Raw genomic sequence first — 20801 nt, 5'->3', positions numbered from 1 at the left:
GTTCACCAAATTAATATAGGTGAGCCTGATTTAAGTATAATCACTTTTATTTTGATAAAAGGCTGTATGGCAGGTGGTGTTCGTAAAAGCGATCGCATCCGCAAAAGCACAGCCACCCGCTTAAAAGCTTGATTGTAATCAGCGATCGCTAAATCATATTTGCCTTGTCTATGGTAGGCGATACCTCTATTTATATATGCATGAATATTTTTACTAATTCCAATAGCCTGAGTGTAATTAGTGATGGCTTGGTCGTATTTGCCTTGTCTGTAGTAAGCAATGCCTCTATTTATATAAGCATTAATATTGCCAGGATTTTTACTAATCACTCGATTGTAATTCTGAATAACTTTTTGTTGATTGCCTTTGTTTGTTTTTTCCTTCACCCTCGTGTAGAAGTCTTCAGTAGCGATCGCCACGGGTACAGGAGGTTTAATTTGGCGATGTTGTTCAGTGCTAACTGTGGTTGTCGTGGAAACCAACACCGGAGGACAGGGGGTTGGAGAGATTTGCGGTGTGACTAAAGATAGGCGATCGCTACTATGGGATTGTTGAGAATTACAACTTTGAGCGGTCAACGACTCTCTTTGAACAACGATAGCAATAATACCCAATAAACTAAAACCAAAAACAAAACTTGCACGTAAGACAAAGTTTGTGCGTTTTTGCACAACACTCTGCTGAACAAACTCTGTTTCCACCAGGTTTAACCAATTTGCATATATTACCCACACACCGCAGTAGAGACATAGCGTTGCTACGTCTCTACACACCCGTAAATTGTAAATTCATATTTTGATTTAGCAACGCCATATTTTTTATTTAACTGCTAAAAGCAAAAAACAAAATAACCAATTTATTTAAAAGTATTCAAGTATGGCTGTGTAGTTTTAACGAAAACTTTAATTCTTTGAATAAAGCAAATATAATTGGCTCTAATGCACACCGATAAACCATCTGTGTTTATCGGTGTGCATCTGTGTTCGTTAACTAAATCACATCCCCACTACAAAAAATTAATGCTGACAGGAACCTTGTTTATGGTCTTGACCATTACCGTGTCCCTGACCATGCTTGTGAGAACAGCTTTGCAAATCCTGACTCTTCAACTTTTCGGTGATTTCTTGTAGAGTCTCATCCTTAGACTTTAAACCAATCCAAGCATCGATTTTTTCTGCATCAAAACCCACCATCAGGCGATCACCTACTTCGATCAACGGACGACGAATCAACAGTGGATCTCTCAGCATCATCACTAAAGCTGTTTGCGGATCTAATTTTTCAGGAATAACCTCACCCGATTGTACACGGGGAGCAGCACGGTTAAACCATTCGGCTACAGGGCGATCGCCAAAAAATGAGTGTAAACGTTCAACTGTCCAAGGTTCTGTTAAGAGGTTATACGCCACCACTTCATGACCTGCGGCTGTCAGCAAAGTCTTTTGTTTTGTATTGTTTTTACAGCCAGGTTTTTCATAAAAAATTACCCTTGCCATTGCAGTATCTCCTATTTAACAGTTAACAGTTATCAGTTATCAGTGTTTCTTAATATTCACTGTTCACTGATTTCATGTAGTCTGATACACAAAAACTTTTCCCCTCTACTGCAAAAGACAATAAGTTCGTAGTCAGCTATTAAGCGTTCACTAAAACTAATATCACAATTAAATTTTAATTAAAAACCCAAAATATTTGCTATTAAAAATTATTGCTTTAAATAAATTAGAATTTTTTTGCTGTGTGAGAAACTACATTATACTCAAAACGTTGCTTTGGATCAGTTTCGCCATAAATATTAAAAGTAACAGTTGGTTCATTACCTAATGCTTCTACAGAATGAATAGCATCTGGAGTAAAACTGATAATATCACCAGGTAATAAAGTTAACTCTCCTGTTTGTTCAATCTTTTCTGTAAATTCTTGGCTGGGATTGCGACGCCAAAATGTATTTTTTTCTTGCCCCTTTAATAAAGCGACAACACCCCAAGTACCATGATTATGAATATTGGATTTTGTCCCTGGTGCAAAAGTAACTGTTTGCAATGTTAATGGGAAACCTAATTCATCGTAGAGAATTAACACCGATGTTCCTGTTTTGGGACAAGGTTCCAAATACTGACTTTGTACCCAATAAGAATTTACTAATAATCGCCTGACTAACATCTGAATTTCTGGCAAGCGGCTAGTTTCATCTTCAACATCATTCAGAATATCTTCTAATTCAGTCAAGAATCGATAAAGGCGATAATTATCTCTAAGTAAGTCCCACACTCTGGGCGATTTACAAGCTTGATACTCTCCATCTCCATTGACATGCCAATCTCTATTTTTCATAGATCACACTGGATATAAATTGTTTGAGAAATCGAACACAGATGTAGACGCGCTTTGCGCGGCTTCGGTGCAGGGTACACAGATACACACAGATAAATTATCGGTGTTCATCGGTGTTCATCTGTGTTCGTTCATATCAATCCTCATCTTCTTCTGCGGGTCGAGTCAAAATATCAAGTAAAATTCCTGCACCAAAATCATTTTTATCATCAATATATTTAACCTGAGTGCTGATTTCTTTAGCTTTTTCTATTTCTCCTAGTTTTGCTAACACCAATCCAGAAGCCGCATAAGCATTTAAATACAATCGAATTTGTGGCTCTTCTTTGCGCTTAATTAATATTGGCTGGAGTTGTTGCCAATCATCAGGTAACTTCTCAGTCAATTTAATTTTATCTATAACTTTCATAGCAGTTTGCAGTGCCATTTTGTAATTATATTTGTAATAAAAGTATCTATAAGCTGCTACCAAAACATCAAGATTATCTCCTGTTTTAGCTAAAGCTTGATTCATATAATTTTCAGATGCTGAAGTATTTTCCCAATTCTCAGCCGCTAAAATTAGTAATTTTTTGATTTCCTCTGGTACTTGAAACCAAGAAAACCTTTCCGTATCAACTTGCATAAAAATCTCCTTTTGGTAATGGGTAATAGGTAACAGGTAATGGGAAAAACAATTACCAATTACCAATTACCAATTGTTAAAACAAAGTTAGAATGTACAAAAGTGTGAAGAGAATAATCCAAATAATGTCTACAAAGTGCCAGTAAATTTCTGCCATCTCAATGCCAGTATGTTTAGTGGCACTATAGTGACCAGGACGACGCGATCGCCACAATACACCCAAAATTAACAGCAGTCCCACAAACACATGCAAACCGTGGAACCCAGTCATAATGTAGAAACAGTTGGCAAAAACATTAGTCGTCAAACCATATCCCAAGGTCATGTATTCATAAACCTGACCCGCCAAGAAAATCGCACCCATGAGTGCGGTCACGATATACCAAAACCGCATTCCTTTGACATTATTCTTTTTAATCGCCGTATCACCAAAGTGAATGACGAAACTACTAGAAACCAGAATAATTGTGTTAATTGTCGGTACTAATAACTCGACTTCCGTTCCCTGTGGCGGCCAAACTTCTGTACTTCCACGAAAAAACAAATAAGTAGCAAAAAACCCGCCAAACATTAAAGACTCTGAAATCAGGAATGTCAACAATCCCCAAACTCGTAAATCCTTATGTTCCTGATGATGACTTGGACTAGTCGTTGTTGCGATCGCCATGAAAAAATCCTCTTTCTTTATCTCTTTTTTTTGCGCCTTTATGGTTGTTAAAAAAACCACAAAGACACTAAGACACTAAGTACAGCCTTTCATAAACTCGTAGCAAACTCTAATGTGGAAAAACTCTGCTACAGGCGTCCGTTTCCTCCGTGATCCTCTGCGTTTAAAAATGCTACGACTTTAGGCAAAGTTGTACTAAATTGTGTAAAAATCATGTACTAGGTTCCGTGACAGCAACCGGCTGAACTTTACCATCATGACCGTAGTCATAAGGGCCATGAGTGACCATAGGCAACACTTCCCAATTCTCAATAGCCGGTGGTGAACTAGTTGTCCATTCCAAAGTCAAAGCATTCCAAGGATTATCACCCGCTTGCTTCCCACCGATCCAACTCCACAGCGCATTGATCGTAAAAGGAATCACTGATATCCCCAAGATGTATGCACCAATCGTACAAATTTCGTTGAGGTGGGTAAATTGCGGATCGTACATCGCCACACGCCGCGGCATACCTTGTAATCCTAATTCATGCATCGGTAAGAAGGTCAAATTCGTACCAATAAATGTCAAGATGAAATGAATTCGACCCAAATTTTCATTCATCATCCTTCCAGTGATCTTGGGGAACCAGTGGTAAATTCCCGCATAGATACCAAACACAGAACCACCAAACAACACGTAGTGGAAGTGGGCGACTACATAATATGTATCGTGGACATGGACGTCAAAAGGTGCTGTTCCCATCGTCACACCGCTTAAACCGCCCATCACAAACATCATCAATAAGCCGATCGCAAATAGCATGGCGCTGGTAAAACGGATTTTACCGCCCCAGAGAGTAGCAACCCAACCGAAAATCTTCACACCTGTGGGAACCGCAACAATCAGGGTAGATATAGTGAAGAACATCCGCATCCAACCGGGTGTTCCACTGGTAAACATATGATGCACCCAGACGAACAAACCCACAACACAAATCGCTAAACTAGAATAAGCGATCGCTTTATATCCAAATATTGGTTTGCGCGCATGGACAGGAATCACTTCGGACATAATACCGAAGATAGGCAGAATCATTAAATAAACTGCCGGGTGAGAATAGAACCAGAACAGGTGTTGATAAATAACAACGTTACCGCCTGCATCTGGTTTAAAAAACGAAGTCCCAAAGTTGAGATCAAACAACAGTAAAACCAACCCTGCTGCTAACACTGGTGTAGATAACAGTGCTAAAACAGAAGTTGCCAAAATTGCCCAGCAAAATAGGGGAACCTGATCCCACTTCATGCTGGGAACCTTCATAAATAGGATGGTGACGACAAAGTTTAGCGAACCCAAAATTGAGGAAGTTCCCACCAAGACAATGGCAAGTATCCACAGTGATTGGGCAATTGGTGCAGTTACCAAACTTAATGGTGGGTAAGCCGTCCAACCAGATTGGGAACCACCAAAGAAGAAACTAGCTAAAATCAGCAAACCTGCGGGTGGGTTCAACCAAAAAGCGATCGCATTCAGTTTTGGGAAAGCCATATCCCTAGCACCCACCATCAGCGGTACTAGGAAGTTACCAAATCCTCCAATCGCACTCGGAACAATCCACAAAAAAATCATGATCGTTCCATGATTGGTCATGAAAGCGTTATACAAATTTGGGTCAAGTAAATCTGCATCCGGTGTCGCCAACTCAGCACGCATGGCTACAGCCATCAGTCCACCGATGAGATAAAACAAAAACGCCGTCACCAGGTATTGGATACCGATCACCTTGTGGTCAACATTAAACGTGAAATAGTCATACCATTTCCACGCTTCGGGGTGATGATGAGTACTGCCAGCAACCACAATCGTGGCTTCCTTTCCAGGTGGTTGATTCCGTGGTATTTCGAGAGTCATGTTTTTCTTTCTTTGTTGTTTGTTGTGTGTTATTTGTTGTTTGTTGGTTTTTCCAATCAACACCAACTACCAACCAACAACTATTGACCATTGACTGGGAAAGAGTTTAGAGACTATTTCTCGATCCCCATCTTCTGTACATAAGGGGCGAGAAACTCTGATACAGATAAATCAGCGGGATTAACTGCCACAGCTTGTTGTAGTTCTTGCTGCTGTTGGGCAATCCGGTTTTCTGTCAACCAGCTTTCGTATTCTTCGGGAGTATGAACTACTACCTGTGACCTCATGGAACCGTGATAACCACCACACAGTTCTGTACAAACTACAGGGTAAGTACCAACTTTAGTAGCGACAAACCTAAGTTTGGTAGGAATACCAGGAATTGCATCTTGTTTGAGGCGGAATTGCGGCACCCAAAACGAGTGGATTACATCTGTAGAAGCAAGGTTGAGTTGTACATCAGCACCCACAGGTACGTGTAATTCACCAGCAGTAACACCACTGTTAGGATAGTTGAAAATCCAAGCAAACTGCATCCCCGTCACATCAACAACTAAGTCTGCTGTTTTGCCTTGTTCCTTAGCACCTGCACCAATACCAATATTGGGGTCATTTGCTGGTGTCATCCCAGAAGCATCGCTCAGAGTAGCAGCAATTGCACTTCCCGGCATCTGGTGGGTAACATGAACTGGAGTGTGGCTGTGACCACCCGATTCTAACCCTCCCATTCTGCTATAAACATCCACACTGTAAATCCCTAAACCCAGAACAATTATGGTTGGGATTGCCGTCCAAAATACTTCTAACGGTAAATTGCCCTCAATAGGCGACCCATCTGTTTCATCACCTTTACGGCGACGAAACATCACCAAAAAAATCAAAATTGTTCCTTCTACCACCACAAACAAAGCAGTGGCAATTGTCACCATCACATTGAAAAAACTATCTACCAAAGGCGCTTGTTCTGATGCCTGCATTGGCAGTAGACTATGGTGTTGACCAACCCAAAGGCTGAAGAGTGTGATTAATACCCCAGCAACTAAGGTTAACAGTGAAACAGGAATTTGTTGCATACATGCCTGCTCAGAATAACGTCGTTCCAGGTGTAACCATCGCTAAAGTTGTAAGTGAAAAACCAAAAGTTCAAACTAAAAAGAAATAGTTCTTACACCATGAAGTGAAGTGAACCAGTTTGTGTACTAAGAGACTTCTCGATATTTTTCAGCCTCTCTATTACTTATATGGTTTGTGTTTTGTCTTTTTACTTTTGATTTTCACTTTATTTAAAATGGGTTTGACATATGTATCTTACCCTTTAAACCCAAGTTAAGTTACTTTTTAATTGTCGATGTTTTAACTATAAAATTGGCGAGACTTAAACTTGTTTTAATTTGTTTTTGTTGCCAGATTATTTTATTTTAATAACAAACTACAAGTAGTTAATTATTAACATTTTATATTTATAAATTTGTTAGTCATGAACTATATTTAGATTCTCCCTAAATAAATATAGAGAATTCCCCTCTACTAGCGCGAATCATAGAAATACTCTGCGTCTCTTTGCGTTTAACCTCACTAAACTTTTACACAAAGCCATACTTAGTTATTCAATTCAACATGAGTATAGCAGTTTTTTGGACAAATTCTAGAACAAGCACCACAGCCAATACAATTTTCTGGATGAGCAACAGTCATCACTTTCTTTTCAATTTCATCATCATCTTCATCATCTACAAATTCACCCTCTTCATTCATTGCTCGTAACAACAGCACATCATGTCCGCAAATTTTAAAACATCTGCCACAGCCAATGCATTTATGTTCATCTATTGATTGGGCAAATTTGGGTGTCCAAGTTTTACCGCCAAATGTCAATCCTGTGAGTACTGCCATGAACTTACCTACCGGAATTTATCTATAACTTGATTGGCGCTTTAACGCTCATACTAACATAACTGTAATTATCTTTTTTTAATGTTCAAATCTAACGATTTACATAGTTAAAATTCCATAACTTTTCGATAAAAATCTTGCCTTTAACATTATTCAATCTAGATGAAATTATTTACTAATAATGTTTACTCATTATTTATATGCCAGCAATTAAATGATGACTAATGATAATTAGATTTCAAAATATCATGAAGTTTATTGCAAAGATGATATTTATTTGCAGTAATACCAATTCAAAAAATGTTTGCAAAAGATAACCCCACCCACTTAACGGCACCCTCCCCAATTTCGCTTAGGGTTGGCGATGGGTCTAATACTATTACGTGTTGCATTCTTTTTCCAAATTAGTGAGGACTTACGCAAAAACCCTCTGAAAGCCTCTTTCCTTTGCGTTCTTTGCGTCCTTTGCGGTTCATTTTACCGTGACCACTGCGTAAGTCCTATTAGTATAACAAATCATCAAAGTATTAGGAGATACAGAAGTAAAACCACAATATTGTCCTATTGTTCACTGATTCACCTTGAATAAAAGCAATAAAAATGTAAAATTATTAACAAAATAATAATTTTTGTGAAATATTAATATTATTAATAATCCAATTCTCACAGATGAGCGAAATATTAAAACACGTATCTTCTTGTCAAATCAAAAAACTACATATTCATGCTATCTCCTAGAAAGAGATGCTATACAAACAACTGTACAGGATCTATCAGGTTGTGATTTTTACTCAAACAACAAACAAATTTCAACAAGAGGTTTCTCTTAATCAAGAAGATATGTGGAAATTACCGAAAATCCACAAGTTAACAAAATTTATCTTTCGCTCATGATGAACAAACCTACAACAATATCTGTGAAATGTATAGATAATTAAGAATTTAATCAGGCTCGGCTAGGTTATGAGCATAGAATAACTTCCAATAGGATGGAAAGTCCGAATATGGATGTGGGTGGGTTACAACGGCAATAAAAATCTATGTTTTGTTTTGCCGTAATTGATGTGGTTGTGAGTGGTGAGAATAGGGGACACATCCAGGAGAAATCCGAGCCAGACATCTCAACGAGTACATTGGCAATAGCCTTATGCCTTACACAATACCTAATAATAGTTGCGTTGGATGTGACAACTGCCGTCCTCAATGTCCTACAGGTGCTATCAAACTGGAAAACGATAAATACTGGATTGATCCGTGCCTTTGTAACAACTGTGAGGGTTACTATCCCGAACCACAATGTGTGATCGCTTGCCCAACAAATTCTCCCATACCTTGGCACGCTAAAAGAGGGAGATGCAAAGTTGACTTGCGAGAAGTGACTAGTCCAGATTTATTTTCCAATGGCAAGAGTAACCCCTTTGCTTCAGCAATTGTCATTTGGGAAGCTTGCAATTTGCTCTCCCAACGTGCATCATTACCTTGGGAAACAGATGAGCAAGGAAACTTGTGCTATCGTCGTCAAGTAAATCAAGGCAAAGGAGCGATCGCATTTCATCTGACAAAATCACCCCAAAGTAGTGAACTTGTCACAAAATTAGAAGCCATAGAGACACTGGATATCAGGGCTGCTTGTCTACATCTAGTTTTTGCAGCATATGCAACAACCCTAGATCAGCCTTGGGAGCAAGAATTTACAGTCGATGAACGACAGCTTGAGAAATACCTGGGCTTAGAAAAGCGCAAGGACTTAAGCAAAAACGTCAAGTTGACTTTGATAAACAACTTAGTCCAGCAAGCTTGCTCACTCGTCGTTTCCATTGACTGGCCACAACAAGGTATGCTTAAAGGCTTCTCCATCAAAGGAAGCCTTTTGTGGGAATTAGTCCAAGTTCAACGCCACTTTCAAGAAGATAATCTCGGATGTAAATATCTTGTCGGCTTAACCTTCAAAATTCGAGCTGGAGTTTGGGCGCAGTATTTCCTCAACAAACAAGCGTGTAAGGAACGAACAGCATTTTATCAATACGGTAGTCTGCCAAAATCCTTATTAACTACAGTTATGAGCATTTGGCAGCAACACGAAGGTGCAGCAAGACTAATGCTGTGGTTACTATTTAAAACCAAAATGGGAGCTTCCCAACGCATAACTGTTCCAACCTTAATGCGCGTTGCTTACGGCGAAGAGAAAATAGCCCAGGCGTGCAGACAAAGAGAAGAACGCAAACGCCTGCTGCGGACTTTTGAACATGATTTAGAAGTCCTCAATCACCACGGGATGAAATCAGTCTTTGATCCAGTCACCTACCCGCCAACCATCCAACCGTTGTGGGCGAGAATAGTGGACATTCCCGAAGATCCAGACGAAGCCTTAGAATTTTGGATTAACGACGGTAGCGGTACATCACGTCTGACAGACGTCAGTCCCCGTGGCAAATGGAACCTCTTAATGAATGCCCGAATTTTGTCCTTCAGCCTACCACCAGACTGGGAAAAGCAAACAGCCGACTTGGAAAAAAAGCAGCGAACCACAAAAAACAAAAGAAAAACCAAAACCACTGGTGACTTACTGGGCGAACAAATTTTACGGGCGCGCAAAAACCTCAACCTCTCCCAAAGAGAATTAGCCAAACTCGCAGGTAAAAGTCAAAGCTGGATTCGCGACATCGAAAAAGGCCGTCTCAAAGTAAAACTAGAAGACCAAGTAGTTTTACGTAAAGTCTTGGGTCTTAACACAGCCTAATTTTCTTAAAAAATAACTAGCAACTAAAACTCAGTTGCTTTTCTCCAGGGTCATTACCGTAACTGTTTACTTAATTGATATTAAGATAGAAAAGTAATATCTAGTTTAAGTGATTATCTTTTGCAGCATTCTTCACTAGTGAAATGTTGATTTTTAATTTACCTTCAAATTTTTTTTGATGATTTATTGTTCATAAGTTATACCAAGTTCACATGATTACTTATAATTTCCGTTTAACCTCACCCCATCTTCGACACCCTCTTTGCGGGTTCAAAGAGAGACTAGGGGTGATATTTTTGTTATCAGTGATTAACTGAATTCGAGATTACAAGTTGCACAATGTCTCTACAGAGTCTCTTTATAATTCATAGTTGATAATTCAATGCCAACTGCCAAAAAAGTTTTTCGGGTTGATGAATTGAATGTGCAAATTTATAGGGGTGAAACTGAATTAGCCCAGAATGTAGCAGAAATTGCACAGAATTATTTACGGGATGTTTTACAACAAAATGGTAAGGCTTTTGTATTGCTAGCTACAGGTAATTCTCAGATTAAATTTCTCGATGCATTAATAGCATTAGATGGCATTGATTGGCAGCGTGTTACTTGTTTTCATTTGGATGAATATTTAGGAATTTCTGCTGCTCATGCTGCTAGTTTTCGGCGCTACTTGCGGGAACGTTTCCACAATCGAGTCAATCTGAAAGAATTTCACTACATCGAGGGTGACACTTTAGAACCTATACTAGAATGCGATCGCTACAGCAAATTATTACAAGCACAACCAATTGATTTATGTTGCTTGGGTGTGGGAGAAAATGGACACATCGCTTTTAACGATCCATCTGTGGCTAATTTCCAAGACCGTTACAGCGTAAAACTAGTCAAATTAGATCAACTTAATCAACAGCAACAAGTAAAGCAAGGTCATTTTCCTAGTCTAGAAGCTGTGCCAAAATATGCTTTTACTGTTACTATTCCCACAATTTGTTCTGCTAAAAAAATTCTTTGTCTTGTGCCGGGATCACATAAAGCTAAAATAGTTCAAAAGATGTTACAAGGAGATATCAGTACAGATTGTCCTGTTTCTGTGCTGCGTCAATATTCTCAAACAACACTGTTTTTGGATGAAGATTCTGCTTCATTGCTTAGTCAAAGTACGTCTAGTCACACCCGTAAATCGTAAATTCATATCTTGGCGTTGCTGAATCTGGTCATGAATTATGTTTGTATACATTTTTGTAGAGACGTAGCATTGCTACGTCTCTACATATCCGTGAATTGTAAATTCATATCTTGATTCAGCAATGCCAAAATATTAGTTGATCTTCACAGTTAATGTTTTTAAAACTTTAAATTCTCTGGGCTATCTCCCCGAACTTCCTCTATTTGACCAACTTCAAAAATCAAAGTGAAAGGTTGACCCATTTCTTTTTCTAAAAATTTTTCTAAAAAAATAACTTGTGTTGGTGTTACAGGTTCTTTTGTCCTAACATTCAAACGAACCTGTGGGGGATTAGTTAACCAATTCACACTAATATTTAGCAGTACCACCCGTTGAAAGGTAACAGTTCGATTTAGCAAGGCTTGCCTAATACTAGTTTCAAGTCTAGCTTGTCTAATTAATTGATAAAAGCTTATGCTTAAGGGAATAAAAAGTATTGCTGTAAAAGCTAGTGTCCAGCCAAGGGCTTTTCTCGCACGTTTGAAGGAGGTGCAACCCGTTAGCAAAAACGTCACCATACAGGAAAGAGTGATTCCCAACAAATTAGTTAGATAAAGTATTGTTGCACCGGTACTAAGTTGCAAATTTAATTGTGATAAACCCAAGCCAATTACACAAATTGGTGGCATAAGTGCGACTGCGATCGCTGTTCCGGCTAAACTTTCAGAAATTTTGGGTTGTACTTTTGCATAACCACTAATTCCCCCAGCCGCTATGGCAATTCCTAAGTCTAGTAAAGTGGGTCGAGAACGGGCGATAATTTCACTACCAAATTCTGGAAGCGCTACGAAGTAACCGATAAACCAAGCTAAAGCAATTGCTAGAATAGTTCCGAATATAATCGCAGTTAAACCTTTACGAAATAAAATTACATTGCCTTCTAAAGCTCCAAATGCTACTCCCCGGATTGGCAACATTAAAGGTGCAATAATCATTGCACCAATAATCACAGCAGCACTATTAGAAAGCAGTCCTAAGGTAGCGATGATACAAGAACCAAAAATTAGCACTATATAATTAATACTTATTCTTGATTCTTCTAATAGACTATTGCGTATAGTCTCTAATTGCGGTGGTGGAATTTGTTTGTTTTTGAAATTATTAAAACGATTGCGAATACCATTTATATTTCGCACCATGCTATCCCTCGCACGCCAATAATTTTTGAGACAGTAAAGGGTGAACAGTATCTACACTACCAAATTTATCTATTCAGAATCAATAAATTATTTGAGTTCATCATCTATCACAACGAGCGATCGCAAAGTTTTAATTGTCACATTATACCAATTTAATGTGAAGCCGTACTAAATAAGTAACCCCCTACTCTTGGCGTTCTACCCTTCCGAAAGCGGTTTGCGCTTTTATGCCGTCTTAGCGGTTAGTTTTTTAAAATAATGTGCATCTTCATAAATAATTGGTATTAGTATCAATCTGCTTTCAACTCATCTATTTCAAATACACTAATAATTACTCCAGCAATGGGAACAGACAGAAAAACTCCTACTAGTCCTGCGATTCTTGCACCTATTAATAGTGCAAAAAACATCACAACTGGATTAATATTCAACGAACCTTGCATAATGCGAGGCATAAGTAAATTCTCTTCTATTTGTTGAAGTAAAATACAACCTACTAATACTTTAAGACTGAGCCAAATCCCTTGAGGTAAAACAATCAAAGCCACAAGGCTAATTCCTAGTGTGGCTCCAATACCTGGAATCAAGTCAAAAACTCCGGCAATGGTAGCTAAAATTAATGCATAAGGCACTTGCAAAATCAAAAATACAATAAAAGCAGAGATTCCAAAGAATACAGATAAAATTAGCCTTCCCCAGAAAAAGCCTAAAAAGTTTCGCTGAATTGCAACTGTCAATTCGTGATGCAGACCTTCGGGAAAAAATTTCAGAATGAAATACCAGAGACGTTTGCCATCTAGTAACATGAAAAAAGCAACAACGGCAATCAAAATTACATCAACTAAGCTAGTAAGTAACCTTTGAACTGTGGCGAAACCTAAACCAATTCCAGCTAAAGCTTGATTTTGTAGTTCCTTTTCAACAGCGCTTAAATCCACTTGTAAATTCCACTTATACAGTAACGCTTCTAGTCGTTCTAATAAAGATATTATAAAGTTGACAAACTCTGGAGATTGACTCAGTAATTGTTGTCCCTGAGATAAAGCTGCAAAACCAATTGTCAATGTAAAAATAGCAAGAATTAAGAGACTTAATAAAAAAACTAAAATGACTGCTAAAGTGTGCGGTAAAAAACGCTCCACCCACTGCACAGGATAATTAAGTACAAATGCTAAAACTGCTGCCAAAGTAAAAATAACAATTACTGTAGAAAGATAAGCCAAAACTTGAACTATTGCCCATCCAAGGGCAAATAATAGTAAATAGTGAACTAACTTGCTAGTACTTATTTGTTCTAAAAAATTATTTACTCTTGGTTTGTTCATTGTTTTGTGTAATTAGTTTAAATGTGATTGAAAAGTGATGATGTATTGCTATAGCTAATTTATTAAAATGATTGCAATTTTATCACTAAAATGAAATATGCTGTAAGCATTCATTACAAACTGTTGTTACTGTACCTCATAAACCTGATGATATACGCTGTAAATTAGAAGACTTCTTAATATCTTTTACTGGTTATCTATGTTTCAACGAGTTTTGATTTGCACAGATTTTTCTGATGGTTTACACCGTCTCACACATTTTGTTTCTAGTCTTGCGCTGGCGGGGATGAAGCAAATTGTTTTTCTGCACGCTGTTCCATTGTGGGAAAAAGGCATTATTCCACGAGCCGATACTGAAAAAATAGAACAAGCTCAATCGAGATTGACCGAAACTGTTGGTGAAAGTCCTACTGATGTAGAAGTAAAAATAGAAGTTCAATCGGGAAAGCCTGTGGAAATCATCCTTAAGGTTGCCCAAACCTATCAGTCCCAATTGATTATACTGGGTTCTCAAAGTCGCAGCTTACTCACTGAAAAATTGGTGGGTGGTACAATGGCTGACTTGTCTCACAAAACAACGATTCCTCTTCTGGTACTGCGTCCTCAGTTAATCTCTACTTATACTTCTGAGGAATTAACGCTTCGTTGTCAGCACCTTTTCCGTTCTTTGCTACTTCCCTACAACGATACTCAAGCGGCGAATTATCTGGTGCAACAGGTAAAGCAATTAGCTCAACAACAATCTAATAGATATCTACAACAGTGTAAGCTATGCTGGGTATTAGAGGATACTGGTCGTCGGGAAGTACCAAAGAAAATCTTACCGCAGCAGGCAGGGCAAACTCTATCTCAGATTAAAGCTGATTTGGAGAAAGTAAATTTACAAGTAGAGACAGAAGTTCGCGAAGGACACTGCGTCACCCAGATTTTAGAGGCAGCTACAATGGCAGATATTAGTGCGATCGCAGTGTCTTCAGGAACGATAGGTAAACTCCAAGAATGGTTAGTTTCCAGTTTTGCGTCGGAATTATTGCGTTGTAGCTGGTATCCTGTACTATTTTTTCCACTCCAACGTGGATAATCATGATTTAAGTACAGCTTTGCGTAAAAAAGTAGCAATTTGAAACGCAGAGGCTTGCAATAGGGCGATCGCTAATTTGTCAGTGGCTTCAAACTTTCACAGCTGACGGGGTGACAAAGAAGCTACAAAGCAGACTGGATAAGGCGCATAGAAACAATATCAGTATGTTCCAGTTGCATATTCCGAGGTGCATTTAAAGCTTTGTTAGCAACTGAGCAACTGTACCTTGGTAGATACAGGCTCGACTTTAAAGTTTGCAGAAAAGTACAAATAACATAATTTATGCTTTTTTGTTGTGAGCGATCGCAACTATTACCTATTGATGAGTAATCATGAAGCTGCAAAGAGTGAAAACCCAGGAAGTAGACAATAAAGCTACTTTAATTCTCCGTTCCTTTTGCATATACAACTTGGTGTACTCAGTTCATCAGTTAGGAAGATTTATTCAAAAATTTATATTAGCCAGCCTCTTTTTAATAATCGCTTAATAATATTAATATGCGTAATTATTACTTTCAGATATTTTTATCATAAATTTTTGTAACTTCGGTTACATATTCTCTGAGATCAGATACTCTAAAATTCAGTCCATATCAAACATATGCCTACTGAAATCTAGCTGTAGAAAGAGTAAAACCACGATTTTCCCTGGAAAATTACATCTCTGGGTACTGTGTATTAGTAGGTAATTAATTTAAATTCGAGATAGGTATTATATATATCGGAAATTAGAAATTAATAATTGCAACAGTACACGCCTAAGAATTTTTTTGTTATTTTGTATTTGGCTGAACAGTTCTTAATGACTTAATCAGCGTCAATATAAATAGATAATCACAGTAAATAATCCATGAATTGGAGGGGAAATTATTATGCTTGAAACTAGCAATCAAAATATTATTTTCTCAGCTTTTGTTAATCCCGCCAAAGACAATCATCAATCACAAATAAAAAATCCATTCAACAGAACTCAATCTGATTTACTGCAACCATTACGTCAATGGCTTGATTCCTTAGATATTCAAAATCAAAAATTGGCAAAATTTATTGCTAAATCGATCCCTGCCCAATGTCCTTTTGAGCGGGATATTATTTTATTTGGTCGCAAGGTTGCCCACATTCCGCCCATGTGTAAGTTAAACCCGCTTTATGACCAATTTGTTGGCTTGCGTTTTCGTGCTTTGTGTTATTTAGTAGATCAGTGTGGAGAAGATATTCAATCCTACTGTTAAAAATATTTAAGCATACAGAGTATGGAAATTCAGATTGAGCGTCAACCCAGTCAAAAACGCCTTGAGGAATTGGGTGTATCCAATTGGGATATTTGGCACAAAGCAGCCTCAAAATTCCCTTGGACTTATGATACCCAAGAAATCTGCTACTTTTTAGAAGGTGATGTTGTTGTCACTCCCAGCGGCGGACAACCAGTGCAAATGGGCAAAGGTGATTTAGTTACCTTTCCCGCTGGTATGTCCTGTACATGGGAAATTAGAAGCGATGTGAAGAAGCACTATTGTTTTGGTTAGTGGTTAGTAGAGGTGCAAGGTCTTGCACCCGTACAGTGGTTAGAATAACCAACAACAACCAACTAACAACAAACAACCAAAATGTTGCTGCATCTGAGTACTTGGCAAGAAGTCGAAGCTTATCTGCAACAATCTCAGGGGATAATTCTCCCGATTGGTTCAACAGAACAACACGGACCAACAGGATTAATTGGTACAGATGCGATTTGTGCAGAAGCGATCGCTCGCGGTGTCGGTGAAGCAACCCAAGCCATAGTTGCGCCTACAATCAATGTTGGCATGGCACTGCATCATACAGCTTTTCCCGGCACAATCAGTCTGCGTCCCAGCACAATGATCCAAGTAGTGCGAGATTACATCACCTGTTTAGCGAAAGCAGGTTTTAGCAAGTTTTACTTTATCAACGGACACGGTGGTAACATCGCCACCCTGAAAGCAGCTTTCTCAGAAACTTACGCCCATTTAGAAGATTTGCAGATTTCCAATGCTCAAAATGTGCGATGTCAAGTTGCTAACTGGTTTATGTGCAGTTCAGTGTTTAAGCTAGCAAAAGAATTATACGGTGATCAAGAAGGTTCCCATGCAACGCCAAGTGAAGTGGCTGTAACTCAATTTGTCTATCCAGAAGCAATCAAGCAAGCGCCCCTGTCTCCAGAAGTTAGGACAGGACACAGAATTTATAGTGCTAAAGACTTTCGTCAGCATTACCCAGATGGCAGGATGGGATCAAACCCTGCTTTAGCAACACCCGAACATGGTCAGCAGTTTTATGAATTGGCGGTGAAAGAACTTAGTCATGGGTATTTGGAGTTTTTGAGCACAGAATGATGATTAGGGAACTCCAAAAACACCTAATGTTTGAGTCAAGGGGATCAAAATGATTGAGCCGCAGAGGTTATCTTAGTTCACTCGTGGTCTACTTTATGCGATCGCAAACTACAGAATTCATTCGCCAGTTCCTTTAGAAGCAGAGGAGGGCTGGAAATTTTGGACTCAGCCAAGATCAGCTTTTCGCTATGCCCAAAAGATTCTTACTATGAAGTGATATCAAGTCCGGCTAATTACTGACGATATTATTCTGATGCAGTTGGGCATTGGGCATTGATTTTTCCCATTACCCTTCGGGTTCGCTACTTTACCATCTCGGCATAAGCCAAGACGGCAAGTAGTCTCATCAATTACCAATTACCGGCCTTCACAGATATGATAAGTCTTCAAACGGACATGATATGAAGCGTTAGTCAAAATTAATGGAGGCTAGCGATGCAGGCTCATAGCTGGTTGCAGCGAACTAGTCCCCAGTCCCTGAACTCCTAACTACGAGCAATACCATCCTGACGTGCAGCCCGTTGCACCGCCGCCGCAACAGTAGTAGCGACGCGCTCATCAAACACAGAAGGAATAATATGTTCGCGATCCAAATCAGATGGTTTGACCAAAGAAGCGATCGCACTTGCTGCTTCTAAATACATAGAAGTGGTAATGGTCTGGGCCCGACAATCTAATGCACCGCGAAATACCCCCGGAAAAGCCAACACATTATTAATCTGATTAGGGTAGTCACTACGTCCAGTTGCCATCACCGCAACTTCATTACTGACTAATTCTGGTTGAATTTCCGGAATGGGATTGGCCATTGCAAACACAATTGGATCTTTCGCCATCGAACGCACCATTTCTGGTGTCAAGACTCCCGGTCCGCTAACACCAATAAACACATCTGCTGCTTGCATTGCACCTGCGAGAGTACCCTGTGCTTTGACTGCAAATTCCCGTTTTTCTTCTGTTAAGTCAGTGCGGCTGGTGGAAAGAATACCTTTAGAGTCGCACATCCAAATTTTATCTGCCCCGGCTTTTTGCAATAAACGAGCGATCGCAATTCCCGCAGCCCCAGCACCGTTAATCACGATGCGAATTTGTTCCATTGACTTATGCACCAACTTGAGAGAATTAATCAGCGCTGCCAAGGTGACGATCGCTGTACCATGTTGATCATCATGAAAAACGGGGATATCTAACTCTCGCCGTAGTCTTTCTTCTATTTCAAAGCAGCGAGGTGCAGCAATATCTTCTAAATTTACCCCACCAAATACAGGGGCAATATTTTTCACAGTACGGACAATTTCATCTGTATCCTGGGTAGCCAAACAGATGGGGAAAGCATTGATGCCAGCAAATTCTTTAAAAAGCATCGCTTTACCTTCCATTACAGGTAAAGCAGCCCCTGATCCAAGATTTCCTAAACCCAAAACCGCACTACCATCAGTCACAATTGCTACAGTATTTTGTTTAATAGTTAATTTGTAAACTTCTTCTGGGTCTTGAGCGATCGCTGTACAAATACGTCCGACTCCCGGCGTATAAGCCATTGCCAAGTCAGACACACTTTTGAGGCTAATTCTACTGGTAATACTAATTTTGCCGCCCCGATGCAGATTAAAGGTACGGTCATAAACATTCAGTAATTTAATATTTGGTAAAGCCTTAACAGCTTGTACAATTGCTTCGGCGTGTTCAGTACTAGCAGCATCAACGGTGAGATCACGAATCGAAACAGCTCTAGTTTGTTCGATTAAATCAATTTGACCAAGATTACCACCAGTGGTAGCGATCGCCTGGGTAACGCTAGCTAACATGCCAATCCGGTTGGGAATCTCCAGACGTAGTGTCAAACTAAAACTAGAATTAGGGGTAAGATCTGTCATTATCAATTTGGGTGAGAGAGTTTAGATTTTAAATTGAATTTAGCTCTAAAAATCTCAAATCAGAAAATTTAGTACGCTCAACAACTTAGCAATTTTACTCTAACGATGTTACTTGGTGTCTTAGTTTAAGAACCAGCCCTCTCAATGCTGTAGTTGTACGTTTTCTAGGTAACGAGGAAGATGTAGAACGGTTTGTGAAGTCAGCGTGCGATCGCCTCTGTTGTTCCCTCATCCACAAAAAGCAGGGATGGTTACTTCCACAGCCACCAGATTTTCTCAAATCAGTTTTAGGAGATAAATCCCGTTTACTGGTGTTCACGACTCCTGCACCGGAAGGCGTGGAATATGTGGGACGCAATCACCCTTTAGTTGAAGGATTGGCACGTTACATCTTAGAAGAAGCACTTTCTCAAACTAAAGACCCCATAGCAGCAAGATGCGGTTTGACTATAACTAATGCTGTACAAAAACCCACAATTTTGCTGTTGGTGAGGCTACGGCATTTATTAAACAGTGCCAAACAGCAAAGCTTACTGGCGGAAGAATGCGCGGTTATTGGCTTTACTGGTTCTCCGTCTAGTCCCACTTGGTTGTCACAACTAGAAGCCACGTCTTTACTACAACAAGCGAAACCTGTCAGCGATGCTGCATCAGCGATCAAGCAGATAAGCCACCCATTCACATTGTTGGTTGTCGGTTAGAAATTGATAAACGTCCGCCGAGTGGAACACCCAGATTATCGCCACACGCACTGGTGCAGGAATATCTCAACAAGACAGAACATTTGTGGGCGATCGCAACTAATGGTTTTCGTTGGCGGTTACTGCGAGATTCTTCGTTGATGACCCGTCTTACTTATATCGAATTTGACTTAGAGCAAATTCTCAAAGGTGAGAACTTTGCTGAATGGTGCATGAACTTCTTTATTTCCATGAAGGTGATTTTCGTGATACCTGCCAAAACTGCGGCGCAGAAATTAAACCTGATTCCTACGGAAATCTTGCCAAACTCAATCGTGTCTTCCGAATGGAAACTGCGATCGCTCGTCGTCGAGAACGCATCACCTGCGACGAAGAAGAACGGCTCAAGTAGGGCTACAACATCACTACCCATTTTCGCTACGACACCCAAAAACAGGAGTCAGCGATCGTTCAAGCTGCCGATGGTACACCGCTATTAAAGTTAACTTATGGTGCTACAGCCAAAATCTGGCGGATCAATCGGGGGCTGAAGAAAAACACAGAAGAACGCGGATTCAAACTGGATGCCAAAACAGGTTTATGGGGAGATAGTAAAAATCAACAAGCTACAGAGAATCTGCACACCGAAGTTAACTTAATGGTGGATGATACCTGCAACATTCTGGTAATTGAGCCGTTAAATGTTCACCCAGAAAACCGGGAAGCATTCATCACCACATTGTTAATTTTAAAAAGTTTCTGAGTGAATAACCCTATTTTGGAACTCTAGGTGGATGCCAACAAAATATTGACTTGATGAGTAATGATGCCCAGCCCTCTCAATATTGACAAATAGCACGTTATGTGGGTTTTGTAAGAAGGTAAACCAAGAACAGTGCTTAACGACCGATGCTATCTCCCGTGTTTGATGCATTTGTAGAGGCAAGTCCAGTCACTGTAATGATGC

Annotated in this window: 19 protein-coding genes; 8 read left to right on the top strand and 11 right to left on the bottom strand. The window is 39.4% G+C overall.

Annotated elements, in window-relative coordinates; all coding sequences use genetic code 11:
* Positions 1 to 2: 2 nt before the first annotated feature.
* From NIES592_RS13390 to fdxB, 8 genes are all read right to left on the bottom strand, one after another.
* Complete coding sequence (locus NIES592_RS13390) at positions 3 to 671, bottom strand: tetratricopeptide repeat protein (protein WP_082720535.1); 669 nt, start codon at positions 669 to 671, stop codon at positions 3 to 5.
* A 345-nt stretch (positions 672 to 1016) separates the two neighbouring features.
* Positions 1017 to 1496, bottom strand: coding sequence for an ArsC/Spx/MgsR family protein (locus NIES592_RS13385; protein ID WP_073555989.1), 480 nt, complete (start codon positions 1494 to 1496; stop codon positions 1017 to 1019).
* A 226-nt stretch (positions 1497 to 1722) separates the two neighbouring features.
* A complete protein-coding gene (locus NIES592_RS13380; protein ID WP_073555988.1) occupies positions 1723 to 2334 on the bottom strand; it encodes a cupin in 612 nt (203 codons plus the stop codon).
* Positions 2335 to 2470: 136 nt separating this feature from the next.
* The gene (locus NIES592_RS13375) at positions 2471 to 2959 is read right to left on the bottom strand and encodes a hypothetical protein (protein WP_062247223.1); all 489 of its coding nucleotides are present in this window, start codon (positions 2957 to 2959) and stop codon (positions 2471 to 2473) included.
* A 76-nt stretch (positions 2960 to 3035) separates the two neighbouring features.
* Positions 3036 to 3626 (bottom strand): cytochrome c oxidase subunit 3, encoded by a 591-nt coding sequence (locus NIES592_RS13370; RefSeq protein WP_073555987.1) that lies wholly within the window; start codon positions 3624 to 3626, stop codon positions 3036 to 3038.
* 211 nt (positions 3627 to 3837) lie between these two features.
* Positions 3838 to 5520, bottom strand: coding sequence for a cytochrome c oxidase subunit I (gene ctaD, locus NIES592_RS13365; protein WP_062250606.1), 1683 nt, complete (start codon positions 5518 to 5520; stop codon positions 3838 to 3840).
* Positions 5521 to 5633: 113 nt separating this feature from the next.
* Entirely contained in the window at positions 5634 to 6593 is a 960-nt protein-coding gene (locus tag NIES592_RS13360) for a cytochrome c oxidase subunit II (protein ID WP_062247222.1), read from the bottom strand.
* 526 nt (positions 6594 to 7119) lie between these two features.
* The gene (gene fdxB, locus NIES592_RS13355) at positions 7120 to 7413 is read right to left on the bottom strand and encodes a ferredoxin III, nif-specific (RefSeq protein WP_009454789.1); all 294 of its coding nucleotides are present in this window, start codon (positions 7411 to 7413) and stop codon (positions 7120 to 7122) included.
* A 1147-nt stretch (positions 7414 to 8560) separates the two neighbouring features.
* On the opposite strand from fdxB, the gene NIES592_RS13350 reads away from it, so the two are divergent.
* A complete protein-coding gene (locus NIES592_RS13350; RefSeq protein WP_073555986.1) occupies positions 8561 to 10153 on the top strand; it encodes a helix-turn-helix domain-containing protein in 1593 nt (530 codons plus the stop codon).
* Positions 10154 to 10535: 382 nt separating this feature from the next.
* Positions 10536 to 11339: a glucosamine-6-phosphate deaminase gene (locus NIES592_RS13345; RefSeq protein WP_073555985.1), complete on the top strand. Its 804-nt coding sequence runs from the start codon at positions 10536 to 10538 to the stop codon at positions 11337 to 11339.
* 158 nt (positions 11340 to 11497) lie between these two features.
* Here NIES592_RS13345 and NIES592_RS13340 read toward each other — a convergent pair whose 3' ends face one another.
* A complete protein-coding gene (locus NIES592_RS13340; RefSeq protein ID WP_062250604.1) occupies positions 11498 to 12514 on the bottom strand; it encodes a TIGR00341 family protein in 1017 nt (338 codons plus the stop codon).
* 293 nt (positions 12515 to 12807) lie between these two features.
* Positions 12808 to 13842 (bottom strand): AI-2E family transporter, encoded by a 1035-nt coding sequence (locus NIES592_RS13335; RefSeq protein ID WP_062247219.1) that lies wholly within the window; start codon positions 13840 to 13842, stop codon positions 12808 to 12810.
* Positions 13843 to 14041: 199 nt separating this feature from the next.
* On the opposite strand from NIES592_RS13335, the gene NIES592_RS13330 reads away from it, so the two are divergent.
* The 4 genes from NIES592_RS13330 to NIES592_RS13315 all read left to right on the top strand — a co-directional run bounded on the left by NIES592_RS13330 (position 14042) and on the right by NIES592_RS13315 (position 17277).
* Positions 14042 to 14923, top strand: a complete 882-nt coding sequence (locus tag NIES592_RS13330) for a universal stress protein (protein WP_073555984.1) — start codon at positions 14042 to 14044, stop codon at positions 14921 to 14923.
* Positions 14924 to 15795: 872 nt separating this feature from the next.
* Complete coding sequence (locus tag NIES592_RS13325; RefSeq protein ID WP_062247217.1) at positions 15796 to 16155, top strand: Mo-dependent nitrogenase C-terminal domain-containing protein; 360 nt, start codon at positions 15796 to 15798, stop codon at positions 16153 to 16155.
* A 21-nt stretch (positions 16156 to 16176) separates the two neighbouring features.
* Positions 16177 to 16449 carry a cupin domain-containing protein gene (locus NIES592_RS13320; RefSeq protein ID WP_062247216.1) on the top strand — a complete coding sequence of 91 codons (273 nt, stop codon included), beginning with the start codon at positions 16177 to 16179 and terminating at the stop codon, positions 16447 to 16449.
* Between the two features lie 81 nt (positions 16450 to 16530).
* On the top strand, positions 16531 to 17277 hold the full coding sequence (locus tag NIES592_RS13315; protein WP_062247215.1) for a creatininase family protein: 747 nt from the start codon (positions 16531 to 16533) through the stop codon (positions 17275 to 17277).
* Positions 17278 to 17762: 485 nt separating this feature from the next.
* Here the strand turns inward: NIES592_RS13315 and NIES592_RS13310 are convergent, their stop codons facing one another.
* A complete protein-coding gene (locus tag NIES592_RS13310) occupies positions 17763 to 19154 on the bottom strand; it encodes a malic enzyme-like NAD(P)-binding protein (protein WP_062247214.1) in 1392 nt (463 codons plus the stop codon).
* Positions 19155 to 19348: 194 nt separating this feature from the next.
* Between NIES592_RS13310 and NIES592_RS13305 the strand changes: the two genes are divergently transcribed.
* Both NIES592_RS13305 and NIES592_RS25910 read left to right on the top strand, forming a co-directional pair.
* The gene (locus NIES592_RS13305) at positions 19349 to 19855 is read left to right on the top strand and encodes a hypothetical protein (RefSeq protein WP_256678134.1); all 507 of its coding nucleotides are present in this window, start codon (positions 19349 to 19351) and stop codon (positions 19853 to 19855) included.
* The gene (locus NIES592_RS25910; protein WP_256678133.1) at positions 19741 to 20334 is read left to right on the top strand and encodes a hypothetical protein; all 594 of its coding nucleotides are present in this window, start codon (positions 19741 to 19743) and stop codon (positions 20332 to 20334) included. Before NIES592_RS13305 ends, NIES592_RS25910 begins: the two co-directional genes overlap by 115 nt.
* Positions 20335 to 20801: the final 467 nt, after the last annotated feature.

The organism is Fischerella major NIES-592 (genome assembly GCF_001904645.1).
GTDB classification, from domain to species: domain Bacteria; phylum Cyanobacteriota; class Cyanobacteriia; order Cyanobacteriales; family Nostocaceae; genus Fischerella; species Fischerella thermalis.
Note: the sequence above shows the minus strand (reverse complement) of the source record. Positions and strands in the feature narration are given on the sequence as shown.